This is a genomic window from Streptomyces ochraceiscleroticus (assembly GCF_000720485.1).
Lineage (GTDB): Bacteria > Actinomycetota > Actinomycetes > Streptomycetales > Streptomycetaceae > Streptomyces > Streptomyces ochraceiscleroticus.
Window position 1 is genome coordinate 114,607 of the sequence record NZ_JOAX01000015.1, and the last position, 17,544, is coordinate 132,150.

General features: G+C 69.5%; 18 protein-coding genes. 12 read left to right on the top strand and 6 right to left on the bottom strand.

The genetic code is table 11. The features are described from left to right. Nucleotides 1-25: 25 nt before the first annotated feature. From IG84_RS0120080 to IG84_RS0120100, 5 genes are all read left to right on the top strand, one after another. On the top strand, nucleotides 26-340 hold the full coding sequence (locus IG84_RS0120080; RefSeq protein WP_031059009.1) for a DMT family transporter: 315 nt from the start codon (nucleotides 26-28) through the stop codon (nucleotides 338-340). Between the two features lie 213 nt (nucleotides 341-553). Continuing rightward, entirely contained in the window at nucleotides 554-1,111 is a 558-nt protein-coding gene (locus IG84_RS0120085) for a DinB family protein (RefSeq protein WP_031059011.1), read from the top strand. A 129-nt stretch (nucleotides 1,112-1,240) separates the two neighbouring features. Further along, complete coding sequence (locus IG84_RS0120090; protein ID WP_031059014.1) at nucleotides 1,241-1,894, top strand: ATP-dependent endonuclease; 654 nt, start codon at nucleotides 1,241-1,243, stop codon at nucleotides 1,892-1,894. 226 nt (nucleotides 1,895-2,120) lie between these two features. Next, a complete protein-coding gene (locus tag IG84_RS38985; protein WP_051862048.1) occupies nucleotides 2,121-3,473 on the top strand; it encodes a hypothetical protein in 1,353 nt (450 codons plus the stop codon). 65 nt (nucleotides 3,474-3,538) lie between these two features. Further along, on the top strand, nucleotides 3,539-4,954 hold the full coding sequence (locus IG84_RS0120100) for an SUKH-3 domain-containing protein (RefSeq protein ID WP_078649080.1): 1,416 nt from the start codon (nucleotides 3,539-3,541) through the stop codon (nucleotides 4,952-4,954). Between the two features lie 466 nt (nucleotides 4,955-5,420). Here IG84_RS0120100 and IG84_RS0120105 read toward each other — a convergent pair whose 3' ends face one another. The 4 genes from IG84_RS0120105 to ggt all read right to left on the bottom strand — a co-directional run bounded on the left by IG84_RS0120105 (nucleotide 5,421) and on the right by ggt (nucleotide 11,468). Beyond that, nucleotides 5,421-6,407 (bottom strand): quinone oxidoreductase family protein, encoded by a 987-nt coding sequence (locus tag IG84_RS0120105; protein WP_037800625.1) that lies wholly within the window; start codon nucleotides 6,405-6,407, stop codon nucleotides 5,421-5,423. 44 nt (nucleotides 6,408-6,451) lie between these two features. Then, nucleotides 6,452-7,318: a helix-turn-helix transcriptional regulator gene (locus IG84_RS0120110; protein WP_031059024.1), complete on the bottom strand. Its 867-nt coding sequence runs from the start codon at nucleotides 7,316-7,318 to the stop codon at nucleotides 6,452-6,454. A 199-nt stretch (nucleotides 7,319-7,517) separates the two neighbouring features. Then, nucleotides 7,518-9,173, bottom strand: coding sequence for an NAD-dependent malic enzyme (locus IG84_RS0120115; protein ID WP_107053927.1), 1,656 nt, complete (start codon nucleotides 9,171-9,173; stop codon nucleotides 7,518-7,520). A 414-nt stretch (nucleotides 9,174-9,587) separates the two neighbouring features. Continuing rightward, nucleotides 9,588-11,468, bottom strand: a complete 1,881-nt coding sequence (gene ggt, locus IG84_RS0120120) for a gamma-glutamyltransferase (RefSeq protein ID WP_031059028.1) — start codon at nucleotides 11,466-11,468, stop codon at nucleotides 9,588-9,590. Between the two features lie 627 nt (nucleotides 11,469-12,095). Between ggt and IG84_RS0120125 the strand changes: the two genes are divergently transcribed. From IG84_RS0120125 to IG84_RS42640, 4 genes are all read left to right on the top strand, one after another. After that, a complete protein-coding gene (locus IG84_RS0120125; protein ID WP_031059033.1) occupies nucleotides 12,096-12,302 on the top strand; it encodes a hypothetical protein in 207 nt (68 codons plus the stop codon). Between the two features lie 131 nt (nucleotides 12,303-12,433). Then, the gene (locus IG84_RS0120130) at nucleotides 12,434-12,865 is read left to right on the top strand and encodes a hypothetical protein (protein WP_031059036.1); all 432 of its coding nucleotides are present in this window, start codon (nucleotides 12,434-12,436) and stop codon (nucleotides 12,863-12,865) included. Next, entirely contained in the window at nucleotides 12,826-13,272 is a 447-nt protein-coding gene (locus IG84_RS0120135) for a DUF6098 family protein (RefSeq protein WP_031059039.1), read from the top strand. Before IG84_RS0120130 ends, IG84_RS0120135 begins: the two co-directional genes overlap by 40 nt. 140 nt (nucleotides 13,273-13,412) lie before the next feature. Then, complete coding sequence (locus tag IG84_RS42640) at nucleotides 13,413-13,646, top strand: con-10 family general stress protein (protein ID WP_078649082.1); 234 nt, start codon at nucleotides 13,413-13,415, stop codon at nucleotides 13,644-13,646. Between the two features lie 423 nt (nucleotides 13,647-14,069). Here IG84_RS42640 and IG84_RS0120145 read toward each other — a convergent pair whose 3' ends face one another. Beyond that, nucleotides 14,070-14,717: a response regulator transcription factor gene (locus tag IG84_RS0120145; RefSeq protein WP_031059044.1), complete on the bottom strand. Its 648-nt coding sequence runs from the start codon at nucleotides 14,715-14,717 to the stop codon at nucleotides 14,070-14,072. Continuing rightward, nucleotides 14,702-15,961, bottom strand: coding sequence for a sensor histidine kinase (locus IG84_RS0120150; protein ID WP_031059047.1), 1,260 nt, complete (start codon nucleotides 15,959-15,961; stop codon nucleotides 14,702-14,704). Before IG84_RS0120150 ends, IG84_RS0120145 begins: the two co-directional genes overlap by 16 nt. A gap of 150 nt (nucleotides 15,962-16,111) precedes the next feature. On the opposite strand from IG84_RS0120150, the gene IG84_RS0120155 reads away from it, so the two are divergent. Genes IG84_RS0120155 through IG84_RS41215 form a run of 3 tightly spaced genes read left to right on the top strand, consistent with a single transcriptional unit; the run spans nucleotide 16,112 to nucleotide 17,522 of the window. Further along, nucleotides 16,112-16,552, top strand: a complete 441-nt coding sequence (locus IG84_RS0120155) for a hypothetical protein (RefSeq protein WP_031059050.1) — start codon at nucleotides 16,112-16,114, stop codon at nucleotides 16,550-16,552. Further along, a complete protein-coding gene (locus IG84_RS0120160; protein ID WP_245659427.1) occupies nucleotides 16,450-16,944 on the top strand; it encodes a TnsA-like heteromeric transposase endonuclease subunit in 495 nt (164 codons plus the stop codon). The genes IG84_RS0120155 and IG84_RS0120160 overlap by 103 nt, the downstream gene beginning before the upstream one ends. After that, a complete protein-coding gene (locus IG84_RS41215; RefSeq protein WP_157848917.1) occupies nucleotides 16,941-17,522 on the top strand; it encodes a hypothetical protein in 582 nt (193 codons plus the stop codon). The genes IG84_RS0120160 and IG84_RS41215 overlap by 4 nt, the downstream gene beginning before the upstream one ends. Nucleotides 17,523-17,544 lie beyond the last annotated feature (22 nt).

Genomic DNA, 17,544 nt, shown 5'->3' on the forward strand with positions numbered 1-17,544 from the left:
ACCGATGACAAGGGAGGAGCAAGCGGTGGCGTGGGTGATTCTGATCCTTTCCGGCGTGCTGGAAACGGTGTGGGCCTCCGCGCTGGAAGCCTCGAGGAACTTTTCGCGGTGGCGGCCGTCGGTCCTGTTCCTCGTGGCGCTGGCGCTGAGCATGACCGGACTGTCGTACGGGGTCAGCAGCATCCCCCTGGGCACGGCCTATGGCGTATGGGTGGGCATCGGGGCGGTCGGCACAGCGGTGTACGGCATGCTCGTGCTCGGCGATCCGGTGACGGTTGCGCGCGTGGTGTGCCTGATGCTGATCATCGCAGGCGTGGTGGGTCTGAAGATCCTGTCCTGAGAACCGCTGCCAGGAGCATCCCTCGCACTGGGCTGGCCTGGGCGTCCTTACTTACGGAATAGCTGTGCAAGAGCCGCTGATCTGTCATTCAGAACAGGATTCAAAACAGGATTCAGGACAGAACCTGACCTCAATGGTCCTTAGCGTGGTCCTGACCGACGGAACAGGATCAGGAACAGGAACGCGGAACAGGAACGCTGAAAGGCGGCGACCATGACCGGCAACGAGCCGACCACCCCCGACCTGGCCGAGCATCCGGCCGTCACTGGTGAGCCCGCCGAGTGGCTTGAGGCGCTGGCCAAGCACCGGCACTTCCTGCGCTTCACCACCCGTGACCTCACCGATGAGCAGGCCGGGCTGCGAACCACCGCGAGCGAGTTGTGCCTGGGCGGCCTGATCAAGCACGTCACTGCGGTCGAGCGCAACTGGGTGGACTTCATTCTGAACGGCCCATCGGCGATGGGGGACTTCACGGCGATGACCGAGGCCGACTGGGCCCGCCGGGCGGACGAGTTCCGGTTGCTGCCCGGTGAGACGCTGGCCGGTGTACTCGCCGAGTACGCGGAAGTGGCCCGCCGGACCCACGACGTGGTGGCCACTCTGCCTCACCTGGACACCGCGTGGCCGCTGCCGAAGGCCCCGTGGTTCGAGGCCGGCGCGCAGTGGTCGGCCCGCAGGGTGCTGATGCACATCATCAGCGAGACCGCTCAGCACGCGGGCCACGCCGACATCATCCGCGAGTCCCTGGACGGCGCCAAGAGCATGGGCTAGGGCGTGACCGAGGGGTGGCCGCCGGAGTGGTCTGCGTCGGCGCGCGACCGCACGGCTTCGCGGCGCCGGAAAACGTGTATGCGTACGGGATCTCGGTCGTGCCAGCATGGCATCGGGAAGCGAGGTCTCGTGGACGAGTTGAGGCGATTCCGCCGGGCGGCCGTCGAGTGGGCGGCCGGCGGAGCGGGGGCGAGTGCGGCAGCCGCCGCGGCGAGGGAGCTGGCCGGCGGTGTGCGGACGGTCGTACTCGTCGAGGGGAGCAGTGACCAGGTCGCACTCGAAGCGCTGGCCACCCGCTACGGCCGCGACCTCGGTACGGAGGGCGTCGCGGTAGTACCACTGGGAGGCGCAACGAGCATCGGGCGCTTCCTGGACGTGTGCGGTCCTCCGGGGCTCGGCCTCCCGTTGGCCGGTCTCTGCGACATCGGCGAGGAGCGGCATTTCCGGCGCCATCTGGAACGGGTCGGGCTCGGGTCCGATCTCACGCACGCCGGACTGGAAACACTCGGCTTCCACGTGTGCGTCGCCGACCTGGAGGACGAGCTGATCCGCGCTCTCGGGGCCGAGGGCGTACAGCAAGTGATCGAGGCCCAGGGCGAGATGCGCCCTTTCCGCATCTTTCAGGGCCAGCCGGCACAGCGAGAACGGCCCGTGGAACACCAACTGCGGCGCTTCATGGGCACACACAGCGGCCGCAAGGCGCTCTACGCACAGGCACTGGTCACGCACCTGGACCTCGACCGCGTTCCCCGGCCGCTGGAGCGCCTTCTCACGCACGTCTGACGCCGAAGGTGAGATCTCCCAGCCGTCGCGGGTGCCGAGAGTGCACTTGTCGGTCATCCCCGTGCGCTGCACGGAACAAGGACGCGCCACTACGAGCGCGAAAGCCGATACAAGCAATGCCGCGGCCAGCGACGGGCGGTCGCGCACCCGCCGGTGGGGCCCGTCGGTCGAACCACACGGCGTAATGTCACCAGCGCGCCCGGCAGAACACGTCAAGGAGTAACTCATGACCATGACCACCGCGGACAGCGGCACAGGCGTCGCGGCGGCCCGGCGAAGGCGGGGTGAGCCGTATCCGGCGCCGGAACCCGTCGAGGCGTATCCGGACCGGGCTGCCCTGTTGCAAGAACGGGCGCAGGCTCTCAACTCGCTGGTGCGCGAGGACTTCTCCCGGCTGCGCGGGCTCTACTTTCTGGTCTGCGCAGGGCTGTTGGTGGCTGCCGTCGCGCTCGCCGCAGGCAGTGCGACGGACGCGGTGCAGGCGGGCGCCGACGGCCATGGCGGCGAACGAATGAGCCACGACCTGATCGGCTTCGCCGCAACCGTCGTGGCCGCAGCTGCCGCGCTGCTGGGGCTGCGGTCCATCCGGTCGCGGGACCGGCTGCGGTGGCAGCGCATCCAGGCTTGGTACGCGCTGGAGCGCACCCCCGCGGCCCGCGCTCTGCCGGCAGGCGACATCCCGGCCGAGCTTGAACCGGCGGATCAGCACCCCCGGGTACGCGACCGCTATATCCGCAACAACGGCCTGCACCTGCGTGGCAACCTCGGCGCCATCGTGGCCCTCGCCTGCGCCATCTCCCTCCTGATAGTCCTGACCAACGCAGACACGGCCGACCTCTCGCTCACGGTCACGGGTGCCGCCGCTCTGGTCACCACCGGGGTGCTGGCCTGGCGGGTCACGGCGAAGTACAGCCGGCGCTACCGCTGGGCCGGCCAGCGGCAGTCCGTAGAGGCCACAGAACGCAACCGCACAATCTTCCGCGAGCGCCTCACCGCGCCGGCAACCGACACGGGGGCTGTGACAAAGCCCTACCAAGTCCTCGCCGCGGCGTGCATGGCCGCCCCGACCGTCGTCATCCTCGGCGCGGTCTGCATCGCCCGCCCCCGCACCGCCGCCAATCTCGGCGTCATCGTCGCCGGGGCGCTGGGCGTCTTCCTCCTGCTGCTGCCCTTCTTCTTGGTGAGACGCCTGCGCGAACGCCGTGCCCTGCACGCTGCGTTCCCCACCGCAGCGGCCGCCCTCCCCACTGGATCCACCCCGTACGCGGTGCACTTCGGCCTCAACGAGGACGATGCCCATGACACGGAACCGGCCACCTGGGACCGCGGTCCCGCCCGCGCCGGCTCCGCAGCGCTCACCACCTCGGCCCTCCACCTCCGCGGCCCGGCTGGCGAGGCCCTGGACATCACCCTGACCGACATCCTCGGCGCGGTGCACTCCCCCCAGTGGCCCTGGCTGGCCGACGGCTCACTGGACCTGCATCTGCACACGGGGGAGGCCATTGAACTCCGCACACCCCAGCACCGGCATTTGGCCACTGAACTGGCGTCGGCGGGTGTACGAGTACTGCGTGCCTAGGTGTGTTGTCCCGGGACGCTGCCCGCAACATGGGGCGCCCGGTCCATATCCTGTAGGAACGAACCATGCGGTGGGCAGAGGTGAATGGCGAAGCTGGAACGCGTTGGTCGGCGTTGACTGCGAGGCGGTTGCGGGAGGCCGGGTGGTACCCGGGCCGTGCGATTCCCACCGAGGGATGGCTGCGGGCGATGCGCGGGCGAGGTGGCGTCGAGATGCATGAGGCGGCGCGCCGGTTCCTCGCCGAGTTCGGCGGTTTGGCGATCGACCGGGCCCTGGTGGACTGGGCGCTCGGTGGGGTGTCGTTCCGGGTCGATCCTTTCGCAGCCGAGTGGGATGACAAGGTCTTCGATGTGCCGGGCGAGGGCTTCCCGTCCTACCTCTACTCCATCGGCGCGACCGACGAGGGGGACGGCCTGGGAATGGCCCCGGACGGCGCGGTCTACATGGGCAAGGACAGCGTCAGGCTGTTGGCGGGTACCCCCGACGAGGCTCTGCAAAGGCTTATCGAGGGAGCCGGAGCCGCCGGTGAATACGAATTCCGGTCACGTTGGTCTCCGTTGACCAAGCGCGTGCTGCGGTCGGCCGGGTGGTATGCCGAACGTTCGGTGCCTGTCGAGCACTGGGAACATCTACTGCGCGGACAGGGCGACTTCGAGATCCACGATGCCGCACGCGATTTCCTCACCGAATTCGGCGGGTTGGCGACCGATGGATGGACCCCGGGACCGGTCATGCCCCAGTCTCCGTTCCGCTTCGACCCCAGCACCGCCACGGCGGACCGTGAGGCTTTCGACAGGCTCAGCAGGAAGGTCGGGACCTCCCTCTATCCCATCGGCCTGGCCGACAGCGGTAGGAGCTATCTGGCCATGGCTCCGAATGGCGCGGTCTACATCGGCGAGGACGCCGTCGAACTGCTGGCGGACAGCTGCTACGAGGCGGTGGAGAAGCTCGTCATGGAACGGCCTACCGAAGCTCCTCTGCCGTTCCTGTTGGTGGATGGCTACCTTGAGCTGCCGCACAGCCCCGGTCAAGACCTGAGTGCCGAAATCGGTACACGGTGGTCCGCAGAGACCGACCGAGTATTGCGGCTGGCCGGGTGGCATCCGGGCCGTTCGGTACCAACCGTTGAATCGGAACGCTCCCTCCATGAGACGGACGAGGACTTCGAGATCCACGAGGCCGCACGGTGGTTCCTCACCGAATTCGGCGGCCTGGATATCCATCAGGACGGACCGGGCAGGACGATGGCGCGGTCCCCGTTCCGGCTCGACCCCCTTGTGGCCAGATGGGATTACGAGATCTTCGAGGTCCTCAGTGAGAAAGCCGGGGCTGACCTCTATCCCATCGGTGGCATCATTCCCGGCGGCATCTACCTGGGGATGGCGCCGAACGGTGCGGTCTATGTGGGCCTGGACAGTGTCGAACTGCTGGCGGATACCGCTGACGAGGCTCTGGACAAGCTCATCAGGGGAATCCGCTGACCGAGCGCCGTTCTGGTGCCCAGGCACCGGCACTCGTATCTGGCAGCCCGAACCGGGAAGCGTCGGCGGCCGCGCGTACCGGGATCCGGACGACCCGGATGCCGACGCGGACATCAGTCGCGACCGGCCCGACGAGACCGAGGACTTCCCCCGTGATGTGGGTGGCGCCCGGCACTATCGCCCGCACCCTGCCCTGGCAGTTGGATCCCGGCCGGGTGGACAAGAAGAACTACACCACGCACGCCATCGTTATCGACCGCCGCCCGGTGTTCGTGGGACTGTCCCGCCACAAGGACACGAAGCGCATCGACGACGCCGCCGCCCGCCCGGCCGAGCAGCACCCGGCCCACGTCGTCTTCTCCATGGACTTCGGCGTGTTGAAACGAGGGTGCCTTTCGAGTCCTGTCCTTTCGGTGAGGCCGGGGCTGTCTTTCCCCGGCCTCAGCAACGTGTGGCCGGTCGCAGGTCACAACGCCGCGACATTGAGCACAAGCTTGCCCGTGGTCATGCCCGACTCGATGCGGCGGTGGGCCTCGACGGCCTGCTCCAGAGGCAGAGTTTCGGTCTGTATCTGCAGATCCCCCGTCGCCGCGGCCGCCACCGCGCGGCGCAGCGCCTGGGCTGTCTCCTTGGGGAAAGCGGCGGAGAAGGCGGCCAGGTTGAAGCCGGAGACGGTCTTGTTGGTGAACCACAGTTCGTTGGCGGGGATGCCGACGTCCTCGGCACCTGAGGCGTTGCCCATCACCACCAGGCGTCCCATCGGCCCCAGCCGGTCCAGACCGGCGCGGCGGGCCGGACCGCCGACCATGTCGACCACGATGTCGAACTCGCCGGCCTCGGCGGTCCGGTTCCGCAGGATCACCTCGTCGTAGCCGAAGCGCCTGGCGGCCTCGATCTTGGCTTCGCTGCCGACCGTGCCGACCACGCGGCCCGCGCCCAGGAGGTGGGCGATCTGGCCGAGTTGGCTTCCCACGCCGCCGGCCGCCGCATGGACCAGAACGCTCTCTCCGGGCTCGATCCGGGCCACCCGGTCAAGCACGAGGAACGCGGTGGTGCTGTTGGACGGCAGCGCCGCAGCGACGCCCATCCCGATACCCAAGCCGCCCAGGGGAGCGACCAGGTCGGCGGAGGTGACCACCACCTCGGCGTACCCGCCACTGTCGATGATCGTGAGCGCGGCCACCGGCTGCCCGACGCTCAGGCCCTCGACGCCCTCGCCGACGGCTCGGATCGTGCCCGCCACCTCGATGCCGGGCACGAAGGGGAGCGGTACGTCGACCACGCCGCGCCGGTAGAGGACCTCGGCGAAATTGGCGCCCGCGTACGCCACGTCGATGGCGACCTGGCCAGGGCCGGGCGCGGGGACCGGCACGGTGTCGACGCGGAGCACCTCGGCCTCGCCGAACTCAGGGATGGTCACTGCCTTCATCTGCGTGCTGCTGCTGTTGTTCATGTCGCCGATCCTGCGGCCACGGCAGCACAGCGGGCAGTGCCTCTTTATCCTGGGTGTGGCACCACCAGGCTGTGCTGTCGCATCAGCGCCTCCAGCCGCTGCTGGGTCTCTGTGCCGGGATGCGGGTTGTGCAGGACCAGGTGGTGCCCGGGGTGCTCGGGCAGTGGCAGCAGCGTGGCCTCGAAGACCATCGTCCCGGCCTCGGGGTGATCGACCGCCTTCACCGCGCTGGTGTGCTCGGCCACATCGTGGCGCGCCCACAGCTCGGCGAATTCCGGGCTGGCCGCAGCCAGATCAGCGGCGATGCGGCCGAACTCCGGATCGTCCGGGTAGCGTGCCGCGTCGGCCCGGAAGGCAGCGGCCACAGCGGGCGCGGTCGCAGCCCAGTGCCGGTGCAGCACCCGGTAGCGCACGTTGATGAAGAAGGAGACCAGGCAGTTGTGGTCGCTCTCGCGGTAGCCGAACACCACGCGCGCCGCGTCGTTGACGGCGGTGAAGTTCCAGTGCCGGTCGCGGATGTAGCCGGGCCGCGGCGACCAGGCACCCAGCAGCCGTTGCATCTCGGGCGAGGCCGCCACCGAGGGCGCGAAGGGGGCCTGCGGCGGATTGAGCCCGGCCAGGCGGTACAGATGGGCGCGCTCGGCGAAGTCCAGCAGCAGCACCCGGGCGACCGCGTCGAGGACCTGCTCGGACACCTTGATGTCCCGCCCCTGCTCCAGCCACGTGTACCAGGACACTCCGACGCCTGCCAGCACCGCGACCTCCTCGCGGCGTAGGCCCGGCGTGCGCCGGCGACCGCCGGCCGGCATGCCGACATCCGCCGGCGAGACCCGGGCCCGACGGCTACGCAAGAACTCCCGCAACTCGGAGCGGCGGTCGGCACAGGGCAGGGACGAATGAGCGCTAGCCATGGCAGCCAACCTTAAGGCAGCGCCCCGACGCGACCACGAAGGCGATCCGCTTCAACGCGCAGAACCCACAGGGAAGCCGTCGCCTTCGACCTTCTCCACCAGGCCGACGACGACCGCACCGCCCGCCCCTGCACCGAGCGCCACGTTCGGTCGCGGTGATGACATGACCGGCGTGCGGCCCCGCGAGGTCCCGGGTGGCTCAGGTGGGCGCGTCCGGCACGTGTGTGTACTCCGGCTGCCACATCGCGTCCTGTACCGCCTGTACCGGGTCCTCCGGTACGACCGTGGCCACGCCGTCCTCGGCGGCCGCCCGCACGACTGCCACCGCCACCGTCGCCGAGGAGGCGCGCAGGTTTTCCACCTCGGGGAGCAGCGGTGCGCCCGGCTCGCCCGTGTCCACCTGGCTCGCGACGGCTTCGGCGGCGGCCTGGAGCATGCGGGGCGTCACCCGTTCGGCGCGCGAGACGATGACGCCCAGGCCCACGCCGGGGTAGACGAGCGCGTTGTTGGCCTGGCCGATGACGTGGCGGACTCCGCCGATGTCCACCGGATCGACCGGGACGCCGACCGCGGTCAGCGCCTTGCCGTCGGTCCATTTCAGCACGTCGGCGGGGAGCGCCTCGATCTTCTCGGTGGGGTTGGAGAGGGGCAGGACGACCGGCCGGTCGATGTGTTCGGCCATGGCCTCCACCACTTCCCGGGTGAAGGCGCCGCCTACGGTCGAGGTGCCGACGAGGATCGTCGGGTGCACGTTTTGTACGGTCGTCAGCAGGTCGAGAGGACCTCCGTCGGACCAGTCCTTGACCTCGCCGGCGGGCCGGGCGTAGCCGCGCTGGTAGTCGCGCAGGTCCGGCATGTCGTCGAGCAGCAGCCCCGGTTTGTCGATCAGCCAGACCCGCCGGGTCGCCTCGTCCTCGTCCAGGCCGTCGCGGACCATGGCCGCGCGCAGCTGGTCGGCGATGCCGACGCCCGCCGTACCAGCACCGAACACCACGACGCGCTGCTCGCGGAACGGTACGCCGGTGACGTCCAGCGCGGACAGCACCGCGGCGAGCGTGATCGCGCCGGTGCCCTGCATGTCGTCGTTGAACATGCGGTGGCGATCGCCGTACTGCTCCAGGACGCGCCGGGCGTTGCCGGCGCCGAAGTCCTCGAAGTGCAGCAGCGCGTCCGGGTACAGCGAAGACACGGTCTCCAGGTAGTCGGCCACGAACCGGTCGTAGCGCTCGCCGCGGACCCGACTGTGCCGTGCGCCGAGGTAGAGCGGGTCGTTGAGCAGGGTCTCGTTGTCGGTACCGACGTCGAGGACGACCGGCAGGCAGCGGCCGGGGTCGATGCCCGCGGCCGCGGTGTAGACCGCGAGCTTGCCCACCGAGATCTGGATGCCGTGCACGCCCCAGTCGCCGATGCCCAGGATCTGCTCGGCATCGGTCACCACCAGCATGTCCACGTCGTCAGGGGAGAGTCGGCGTGCCTCGAACGAGCGGCGCAGGTCCTCGGGACGGTCGATGGACAGGAACACGCCCCGGGGGCGCCGGTATTCGTGGCTGTAGTCCTTGATCGCCTGGCCCACGGTCGGGTCGTAGACGATGGGCAGCAGTTCCACGAGGTGTTCCGTCAGCAGACGGTAGTAGAGCACCTCGTTGCGGTCGTGCAGCTGCTCCAGGTAGATGTTCGCGGCCAGATCGGTCGGCTGCCGCTTCAGCTGTCCGTACGCGCGCTGCGCCTGCTGGTCCAGGCTGAGTACGCCGTCGGGCAGCCACCCCACGAGGTCGTGACAGTCACGTTCCGCACGGGTGAAGGCCGTTCCGTGATTGGTCAACGGATCGCCCATCACCCAGGGCAGTCCGCCCACGCGTGCTCACCTCTCTCCTGGTACGGGTGCGTGCCCGGCCACCACCTGGCGGCACGCAGGCACGGCTTTCAGTATCACCGCGGGCGCAGCAGCCCGCATCCGCCCCGCCCCCGATGGTGGCAGACGTCGGCCCGGAGATGGCCGCCGCGGCGGCCGCGCTGCCGTACAACGTTGTCCTGGACGGTGAGCTGGCCATCCGGGCCGACGGCCGCCTGGCCTTCGCGCACCTGGCACGGCGGCTGAACCACCGCCCAGCGACCGCCGTGCGACTGGCGCAGCGACCGCCGCGCGACTCGCCCGGTGGCAGAACGAGGCGGCGACCAGGAACACGGTGCCGGCCAGACGGACGAACGGCCCGCCGAGCACTGTGCCGGCGGGCCGTTCGTTGGGTGTGCGGGTGCGTGTTCTCAGACGTCAGCGCGCCGGGTGCAGCACCATCGCGGAGCCGCCATCACGTCGCTTCGGTTCGGCGACCGCCTGTGTGCGGCCATCGGGCCGGAATTCCAGGGCCGCCACCGCCCCGATCTCCGGTGACGGGGTGAAGGTCGACGGGGCAAGGGTGAAGCGCTGGCCGAGATGTTCCAGGGCCGGGCGCTCCGGCGAGTCGAGGAAGGCCGGCTCGGCCTCGGTCTTGGCCGAGTTGCGTTGTGAGATGCGCGGCGCGGTCACCGCTTGCGGCAGCGTCATGCCCAGGTCGATCCGGTTGATGAGGGTCTGCAGCACCGTGGTGATGATGGTCGCGCCGCCGGGCGAGCCCACCGCGAGGAACGGCTTGCCGTCCTTGAGCACGATCGTCGGCGACATGCTGCTGCGCGGACGCTTGCCGGGGCCCGGCAGGTTCGGATCCGGCACACCCGGGGTGACCGGTGTGAAGTTGAAGTCCGTCAGCTCATTGTTGAGCAGGAATCCGCGGCCGGGCACGGTGATGGCCGAACCGCCGGTCTGTTCGATCGTCAGGGTGTAGGAGACCACGTTGCCCCAGCGGTCGGACGCCACGAGGTGGGTGGTCGACGGCCCCTCGTACGCCTCCTTGCTGCCGGTGCCCTTGACGCACCCGGAGCCGGGCTTGCGCGGATCGGCGGGAGCCACCGGGCTGGTGAGCGTGGCATCCGGCCGGATCAGGCAGGAGCGGTCCTTGGCGAAGTCCTTGGAGAGCAGCTCCTTCGTCGGTACGTCGGAGTACTTCGGGTCGCCCACCCAGCGGTTACGGTCGGCGAAGGCGATCCGGCCGGCCTCCAGGTAGTGGTGCAGCGCCTGGACCCGGTCATCCTTGGACAGGCGGTAGTTCTCCAGGATGTTCAGGGCCTCGCCGACGGTGGTGCCGCCGGAGGAGGACGGCGCCATGCTGTACACGTCGAGCCCGCGGTAGCCGGTACGGGTGGGCGCCTGCTGCAGTGCCGCGTAACGCGCGAGGTCACCCTTGTCCATGAGGCCGGGGCGGACGGGCTCGGCACCGTCGGCCATGGGCGGCTTCTGGACCGTACGCACTACCTCACGTCCGAGGTCGCCGTGGTAGAGCGCGCCGATGCCCTCGCGTGCGAGTTCCCGGTACGTACGGGCCAGGCCCGGGTTGCGGAACCGCGAGCCGACCTCGGGGAGCTTGCCGCCCGGCAGGAACAGGTCGCTGGTGGAGCGGAACTGCCGGAAGCGGTCCTCGTTCATCTCGGTCTGCGCACGGAACTGCTTGTCGACGACGAAGCCGTCGTCGGCGATCCGAGTGGCCGGCTTCAAGGCCCGCGCGAGCGAGACCGTGCCCCAGTCGTTCAGCGCCTTCTGCCAGGTCGCGGGGGTGCCCGGAATGCCCACGGACAGGCCCGAGTTGACGGCCTCCTTGAACGGGATGGGCTTCTTCGTCGACGGGTCGATGAAGGAATCCGAGCGCATACGGGCCGGGGCGGTCTCCCGGCCGTCGATGGTGCGCACCCGGTGGGCCGCCGCGTCGTAATAGACCATGTAGCCACCGCCGCCGACTCCCGCGGAGTACGGCTCGACGACACCGAGCGCGGCCGCGGTGGCCACGGCGGCGTCCACAGCGTTGCCCCCGTGCTTGAGGACGTCGATCCCGGCCTGTGACGCGTAGGGGTTGACGCTGGAGACCGCGCCGCCACTGCCTACGGCGACGGGCTGCTCCGCGGGTGGCTGCGGCCCTGAACGAGCGGGGGTGGCATCGGTAGCGGTGGCGTCGGAACGCGCGGCGGTAGTGGCAGAACCGAGAGCGCTGGACGGCAGGACGAAGGGGAGAGAAAACACTGTCGCCGCGGATACGGCAGCGACGACGGCACGGCGGACACCCATGGAGCCTCCGAGGAATTGTGCGAAAGGGTTTCCCAAAACCTTGGTGGACGGCAAATGCTTCGGCAATGATCATGGGCAAGATTTGCGCGAAACATGAGGTTCCTCACCGGTAACCAAAAAAGCGTCGGGAACCCTTCACCATTCCGCTCAAATCACCCTCTACGCTCCCCTTTGCGTGCCTCTTCGGATGCCCGGCCACTCGCCCCTCCGGCCTCGCGCTCCGTCGGCCTCCGACGGGGTCGCGGCACTCTGTTCGCTCGCCCACTCGGCGCGCTGGCCAGCGCCGATGTACGGAGCGTGATCCGCTACCGCGCCCCCGGCCCGGGGGAGGGAGGTGGCTCGGGGGCGCGATGCGGCCCGGCGTCATACGGACACCGGAGCGGGCGTCCCACAGCCACGGGGGAGTATGCGTGGGCGCCCAGGCCAGGAATTGCGCCTGACGGAAAAGACCCTAGACAGATCTGCCGGTACGTCACCACCGGCCTGATCAAAACTTGAGGGTTACTTCCCGGTCGCGTGGATATTTGAGCGGCAATTGAGAGTTACTGCCCGGTCGTCCGGAAAGGCCAAGCGCGCACGTTCAGCAATTGGTGGAACGCCGAACGCCGACAGGATCCGCTGTACGGCATGATCAGGCTCCTCCTCGCGGTCTCCGTCACCGGCCCCGCCCTCCACCAATGTGCGCATCACTTCCTGAAGGCCACCGACCAGGAAGCCTGTCATCGTCCGCGCGTCAGGCGCCGCGCCGTCGGCATGCTCGCCCAGGGCTCGGCGCGCCAGGGCGGCGCAGTGCGGTCGCAGCACTTCGCGGAAGGCCGCGGCGGTGCGTTGTGACGCCGCGCCGGGGGAGAGGTGGCCGTACTGCGCGCTGTGTTCCATCGCGAAGCGCGCCGGTCGATGCCCTGTTCCGGCCCGTCGTCAGCGGCTGAGCCCGGTGCGTCACCCCGCTCCGTGCCCTCTCCCTCATGCCCCAGCGGTTGCTGGGCGGCGTGGAGGCGTGGAAGGCGTCGATGACGGCCACCGCGACCGCGTCGTTGCGGTCGCGGAAGTGCTGGTACGACCTGCCTGCTGACGCCCGCGCGATCGGCGATGTCAGCCACGGAGATCTCCTCGATGCGCCGCTTCCTCGCCAGATTCGCGGCGACCTTCTGCGGCCGCCGTGCCGGTTGGTGCCGCGGTCGACGGAAGGGCCGGGCGCTGTGCTGATCGACTGGCTGTGGCCCCACCCGGCCGCGATCTCGGGGTGTCAGCAGGGTGCCTGCCGACTCCTGGGTACCCGTGTGGGCATCATCGAGCGCGCACTGCGGCAGGGCACGCCCGCCGGCGCCGCAAGGCACGACGAAAGGACGGAAGCGCTGTGGCGAGCACCGGTGGTCTGCCCACCCTCCATACGCTGACCGAGCTGGCCGGGCTCGTGGAGCACCGTGATCAGTTGTATGTGAGGTGGTCGCGCGGGCCCGAGACCGACCTCAGGGCAGTCTCCAGCACCGACGACCTCACCGGCATCTCCTTGCCTGGCCTGTCCGCCAACCCGCTCGACGTCGCACCGTGGTGGCAAAGCCGTTCCGTACGCGTTTGGGTCGCCCGACGCCTGTACGACTACTCCCACCTGCCGCGGGAGAAGGGGCCGGGCGTCCGGGCGTGGGTCTTGCGCGGCACCGAAGCCGACCGCGGTCCCGACAACGAACCACTGGTCACGGACGTCGAGCCCCTCGGCTGGGTCCACTCCCGCGTCCTGGAGGAAGCCGAGGAAGAAGTGAAACGGCACAAGGAACAGTGGGGCCCGCTGCGCCGCGAAGGCTGAGGAGCCGAGGATGGTTCGCGTGGACTGTGACGTGCCACGCATCACGTTCCCCAAGTTCTGTTTGTCCTGCATGCCCCCCGGTCGGCTTGGGCACTCGCGAGGTGCAAGGCACTCAGCAAGACGAGATGGAGGGAGCAGTGATGACTGCGTCCAACAACTCGGGCAATTTCGCTGACGACCCGCAGCGCGCCTCGCAGGCCGGCCAGAAGGGCGGTCAGGAGAGCGGCGGGAACTTTGCGAACGATCCGCAGCGTGCTTCCGAGGCCGGTCAGAAGGGTGGCCACGAGAGCGGCGGTAACTTCGCCAATGATCCGCAGCGTGCTTCCGAGGCGGGCCAGAAGGGTGGCCAGGAGAGCGGCGGCGGGCAGCGCTGAGCGCAAGGACGTGTGGGCCCGACGAGCAGTTGCTCGTCGGGCCCACACGTTTGTGGGTGACGGGGCAGGGCCGGCGAAGGCGCGCCTGCCCGGCCCGGTGGCGGAACGGGCTTACGCATCGCGTTCCCAGCTCAGGCCCCGCCCGCGCTCCCGCACCGTCAGCCGGGCTGCAGGAGGAGGCGTGGGTCGAGGAGGCCGCCCGGCGGCTGGGCGGGAAGATCTTCTCGGCCCTTGTCGTGCTGCTGTATGCCTGGGTGGTCCAAGTCGGCGGGTCGGTGCGGTCGCCAGGGTGGGGGAGGAGTTCGGCGGGTTCGCCAGGCAGCGCGAGTAGATGGAGGGGGTAAGGCGATGAGTGGGACGCCGGATGGGGCGCGGACGACGAGTACGAGTGAGTGTGATGAGCGTGCCAGCGGTTGGAGCAAGCTAAGACTTGTTCAGGTAGGTGAGGACGGCGCGGACACGACGGTTGGTGTCGTCATCATCGGAGATGCCGAGCTTGCCGAACATGGCGGTGGTGTACTTGCTGATGGCGCTATCGCTGAGGTAGAGGCGGCGGGCGATGGCGTGGTTGGACAGTCCCTCGGCCATGAGCGCCAGCACGGAGTACTCGCGTTCGGTGAGCCGCTCGAGTCCCCGGTTCGGGGAACTGGTGGACAGCAGTTTCGCGATGACGGCCGGGTCCATGGCGGTCCCGCCGCCCGCGACACGCTCCAGAGCGCCGATGAACTGGTCGGCGTCGAACACGCTCTCCTTGAGGAGGTAGCCGACGCCGCCGGAGCCGTCGGCAAGCAGCTCGCGGGCGTACAGCTGCTCGACGTGCTGGGAGAGGATGAGGACCGGCAGTCCGGGCATCTCGCTGCGGGCGGCGAGGGCCGCCCGCAGGCCCTCGTCCGACTGGTCCGGTGGCATGCGGACGTCGATGACGGACACATCCGGGCGCCACGTCCGCAGCGCGTCGAGCGTTTCAGGCCCGGTGGTCGCTGTGGCCACCACCTGGTGCCCGTACGCCTCGATCAGGCGGACCATTCCGTCGCGCAGGAGGTAGAGGTCTTCGGCTACAACGATTCGCATGGCAGCGCCATCCTGACACGGGTCGGGCCACCCGGTGGGCTGGTGATCTCCAGGGTGCCGTCGAAGACCGCGAGGCGGCGGCGCAGGCCCGCGAGCCCGCCGCCGGCCTGCTCCTCGGCCCCGCCCCGGCCGTCGTCCTCGACCTCGACAACGAGGTCGGTCTCGTCCCTGGCGAGGCACACGCGTGCCCGCGACGCGTGGGCATGCCGGACCGCGTTGGTCAGCAACTCGGCGATGCCGAAGTAGACGGCCGACTCGATCGGCGGGTCCAGGGTCAGCCGGCCGTCAGCGCTGACGGCCACGTCGAGCGCGATGTCCAGGGCGAGGGCGCGTACTGCGTCGACGAGCCCCCGCTCGTTCAGCACCGGTGGACTGATCCCCCGGATCAGCTCGCGGAGCTCGGCCAGCGAGGCGGTTGCGCCGACCCGCGCGTCCCGCATCAGTGCCTTGGCCCGCTCCGGATCGGTCTCCATCAGCTTCTCCGCGGTCGCCAGGGAGAGCCCGAGCGCAACCAGGCGGGCCTGCGCCCCGTCGTGCAGGTCCCTTTCGATCCGGCGGATCTCGGCAGCCTGCGCGACCGTCGCGTCCGCGCGCTGGCCGGTCAACTCCTCCACCCGGTCCGCCAACACCATCGCAGGCGACGGACGCAGGAAGCGGACGGCCACCGGCTCGACGAGCCGCCAGGCGTACGGGGCGGAGGCGACGGCCACGACCAGGCCGAGGGCCCCGACGAGGCGCGCGGCGACCCCCGGCCGGCCGAACCCGAGGACCGCCGCGGCCACCCCGACCGGCGGGACGGTGGCGACCACGCCAGCGGTGAGCGGCACGATCCCCGTGAACCGCACGTCACGCCAGTTGGCGGGGTCTGTCCACCGGACCCGCCACTTCTGATCCAGGAGGGCGTCCCGACGGGTGCGCTCGTAGGAGAAGCCGTTCCACCAGTACCCGGTGGACATCCGCGTCACCGGTCCGGCCTGCCGGTACCCGGCAGGGATGGCGGTGGCGGTCCACCTTGCGACGAGGAAGCGGACCATACGGCAGACCGGACGGGAGGCCGCGAGCGTGCCCACACACACCAGCACGAGCGGCGCTACCCACGACCACGGGTTTCCCGCCCCCCACCAGATCCCCAGCGCCACGGCGGCGGCCCACACGGCCGGGACCAGCATGCTGACGACCACCACGACGCACGCCCGCACGAACCCCACGCCGACGCGCGCCACCCACAAACCCAGCTGTCTCATGACTCTTCCTCCGCCTCCGTTCGGTGCCACCACTGTGCACCGCGCGGAGCCCGCTACTTCCCTGGCCGGCCAGGGAGTAGGGCTACCCCCACCCACCTGTGCGTCCAGACCGATACCGCGTCAGCCAAGCGCTCCATAGCGTCGGTGAGCATGGAAACCCACACCCGCACCACGCCCGAGGCGGCACTCCTCAACAACCCCCGCATCCAAAGGACCTTCGGCACAACGAAAAGCAGCATCAAGGTTTACGGCGCACTGAGCACCGTCGCTCTCCTGGCGGTCATCGCAGTATCGATCAGCGGTCACATGGTGAACACGTTCATGTGGGTCCGGGCAGTCCTGCTGCCCGTAGTCGCCGTGCTGATCTACCGGATGACCGGATCCGCTTCTCGGGGATCCCGACGTGCCCTTGAGCGCGTGAGGGCTCTCGCCGCCATCATGCCGATCGCGATCATCGGCGTCGACCTGATCCCGGGTATCTGCCCGCCGTGGTACGCCGTGCTGCAGACCGTCTGCATGCTGCCCATCATCCGAGTCGCGTTCCTCACCCGCGGCTCCGCACTGCGCGCCGCCTTCCCCCAAGGGCGCTGATCGGGCGTCGGGCGCCGTTCTGTTCGCACTCCTCGCTGCGGGTCGAGCCCCGGGATGCGGCAGCCTTCGAAGTAACTCGCCGGGCCTGCGGCCAGGCCGGCTGGGAGTTCGAACGGGTCGGGGTCCCGGCACCGGTGCTGATGGCCAATGCCCGTTGGCTGTCCCGTTACCGCTACCCGCGGTGTTTCCGCGAGGACGTCGCCGCCGCACTGCGGAATGCGTTCGCCTCGCCCTGCCCGCTCTGGGAGGGAGCTCGGCTCGCCGGTGAGACCTTGGCGATGCTTCCGGTCTTGTTCCACCTGGTCTGGCAGCACGAACTGACCGCTGATCTCTCGGGCCAGCTCATGGAACCAGCCACCTTGGTCCGGTCCGGATCGGCGGTCGGCCGATGAGTGGAACACGTCGGGTCCCGCCGACAGCGCGGCTGGAGGAGTTTCCGCCAGAGGCAGTCGCGCGGGCCCAGTGGTGGGAGAAGCACATCCTTGAAGTACTCAACGGGCTGCCTCCGGATGCCCCGAAAAATTCGGCACCCCGACCCGAGTCCGATCCGCGACAACACAGCCTGACTCAGCGCGAGACCGCGAAGGCGGCCCAGCTGAGTGCCGCCGGGCATCCGGTGGCGGCGAGCACGGTCAAGCACTTGCGTCAGCGTTATCAGTATGACGGCCTAGTCGGTCTGGTCGATGGCCGCTCGGCGAAGCAGATGCCGCAGTTCGGACGGGTAGAGCCAGCGGTGGTTGATGTGATGCGGCAGGCAATTGCCGAAGCGGTGGATGCCTCGTCCCGCACGATCGGTTCCATCGTCTGGAGGACCGAACAGATCCTCACCACCGGTGACACCCCTGTCGAGCTGCCCTCCCGGCGGACGCTGCGCGCCCACCGGGCACCTGACATACGCAGCTCCCGGTGTGACGAGGCACCTGCCCGAGCGAGCCCGGGTTCCACTACGGACCTCCGCCCGGCCTGCTGACCCGCCCATGGGTACCGGCGGG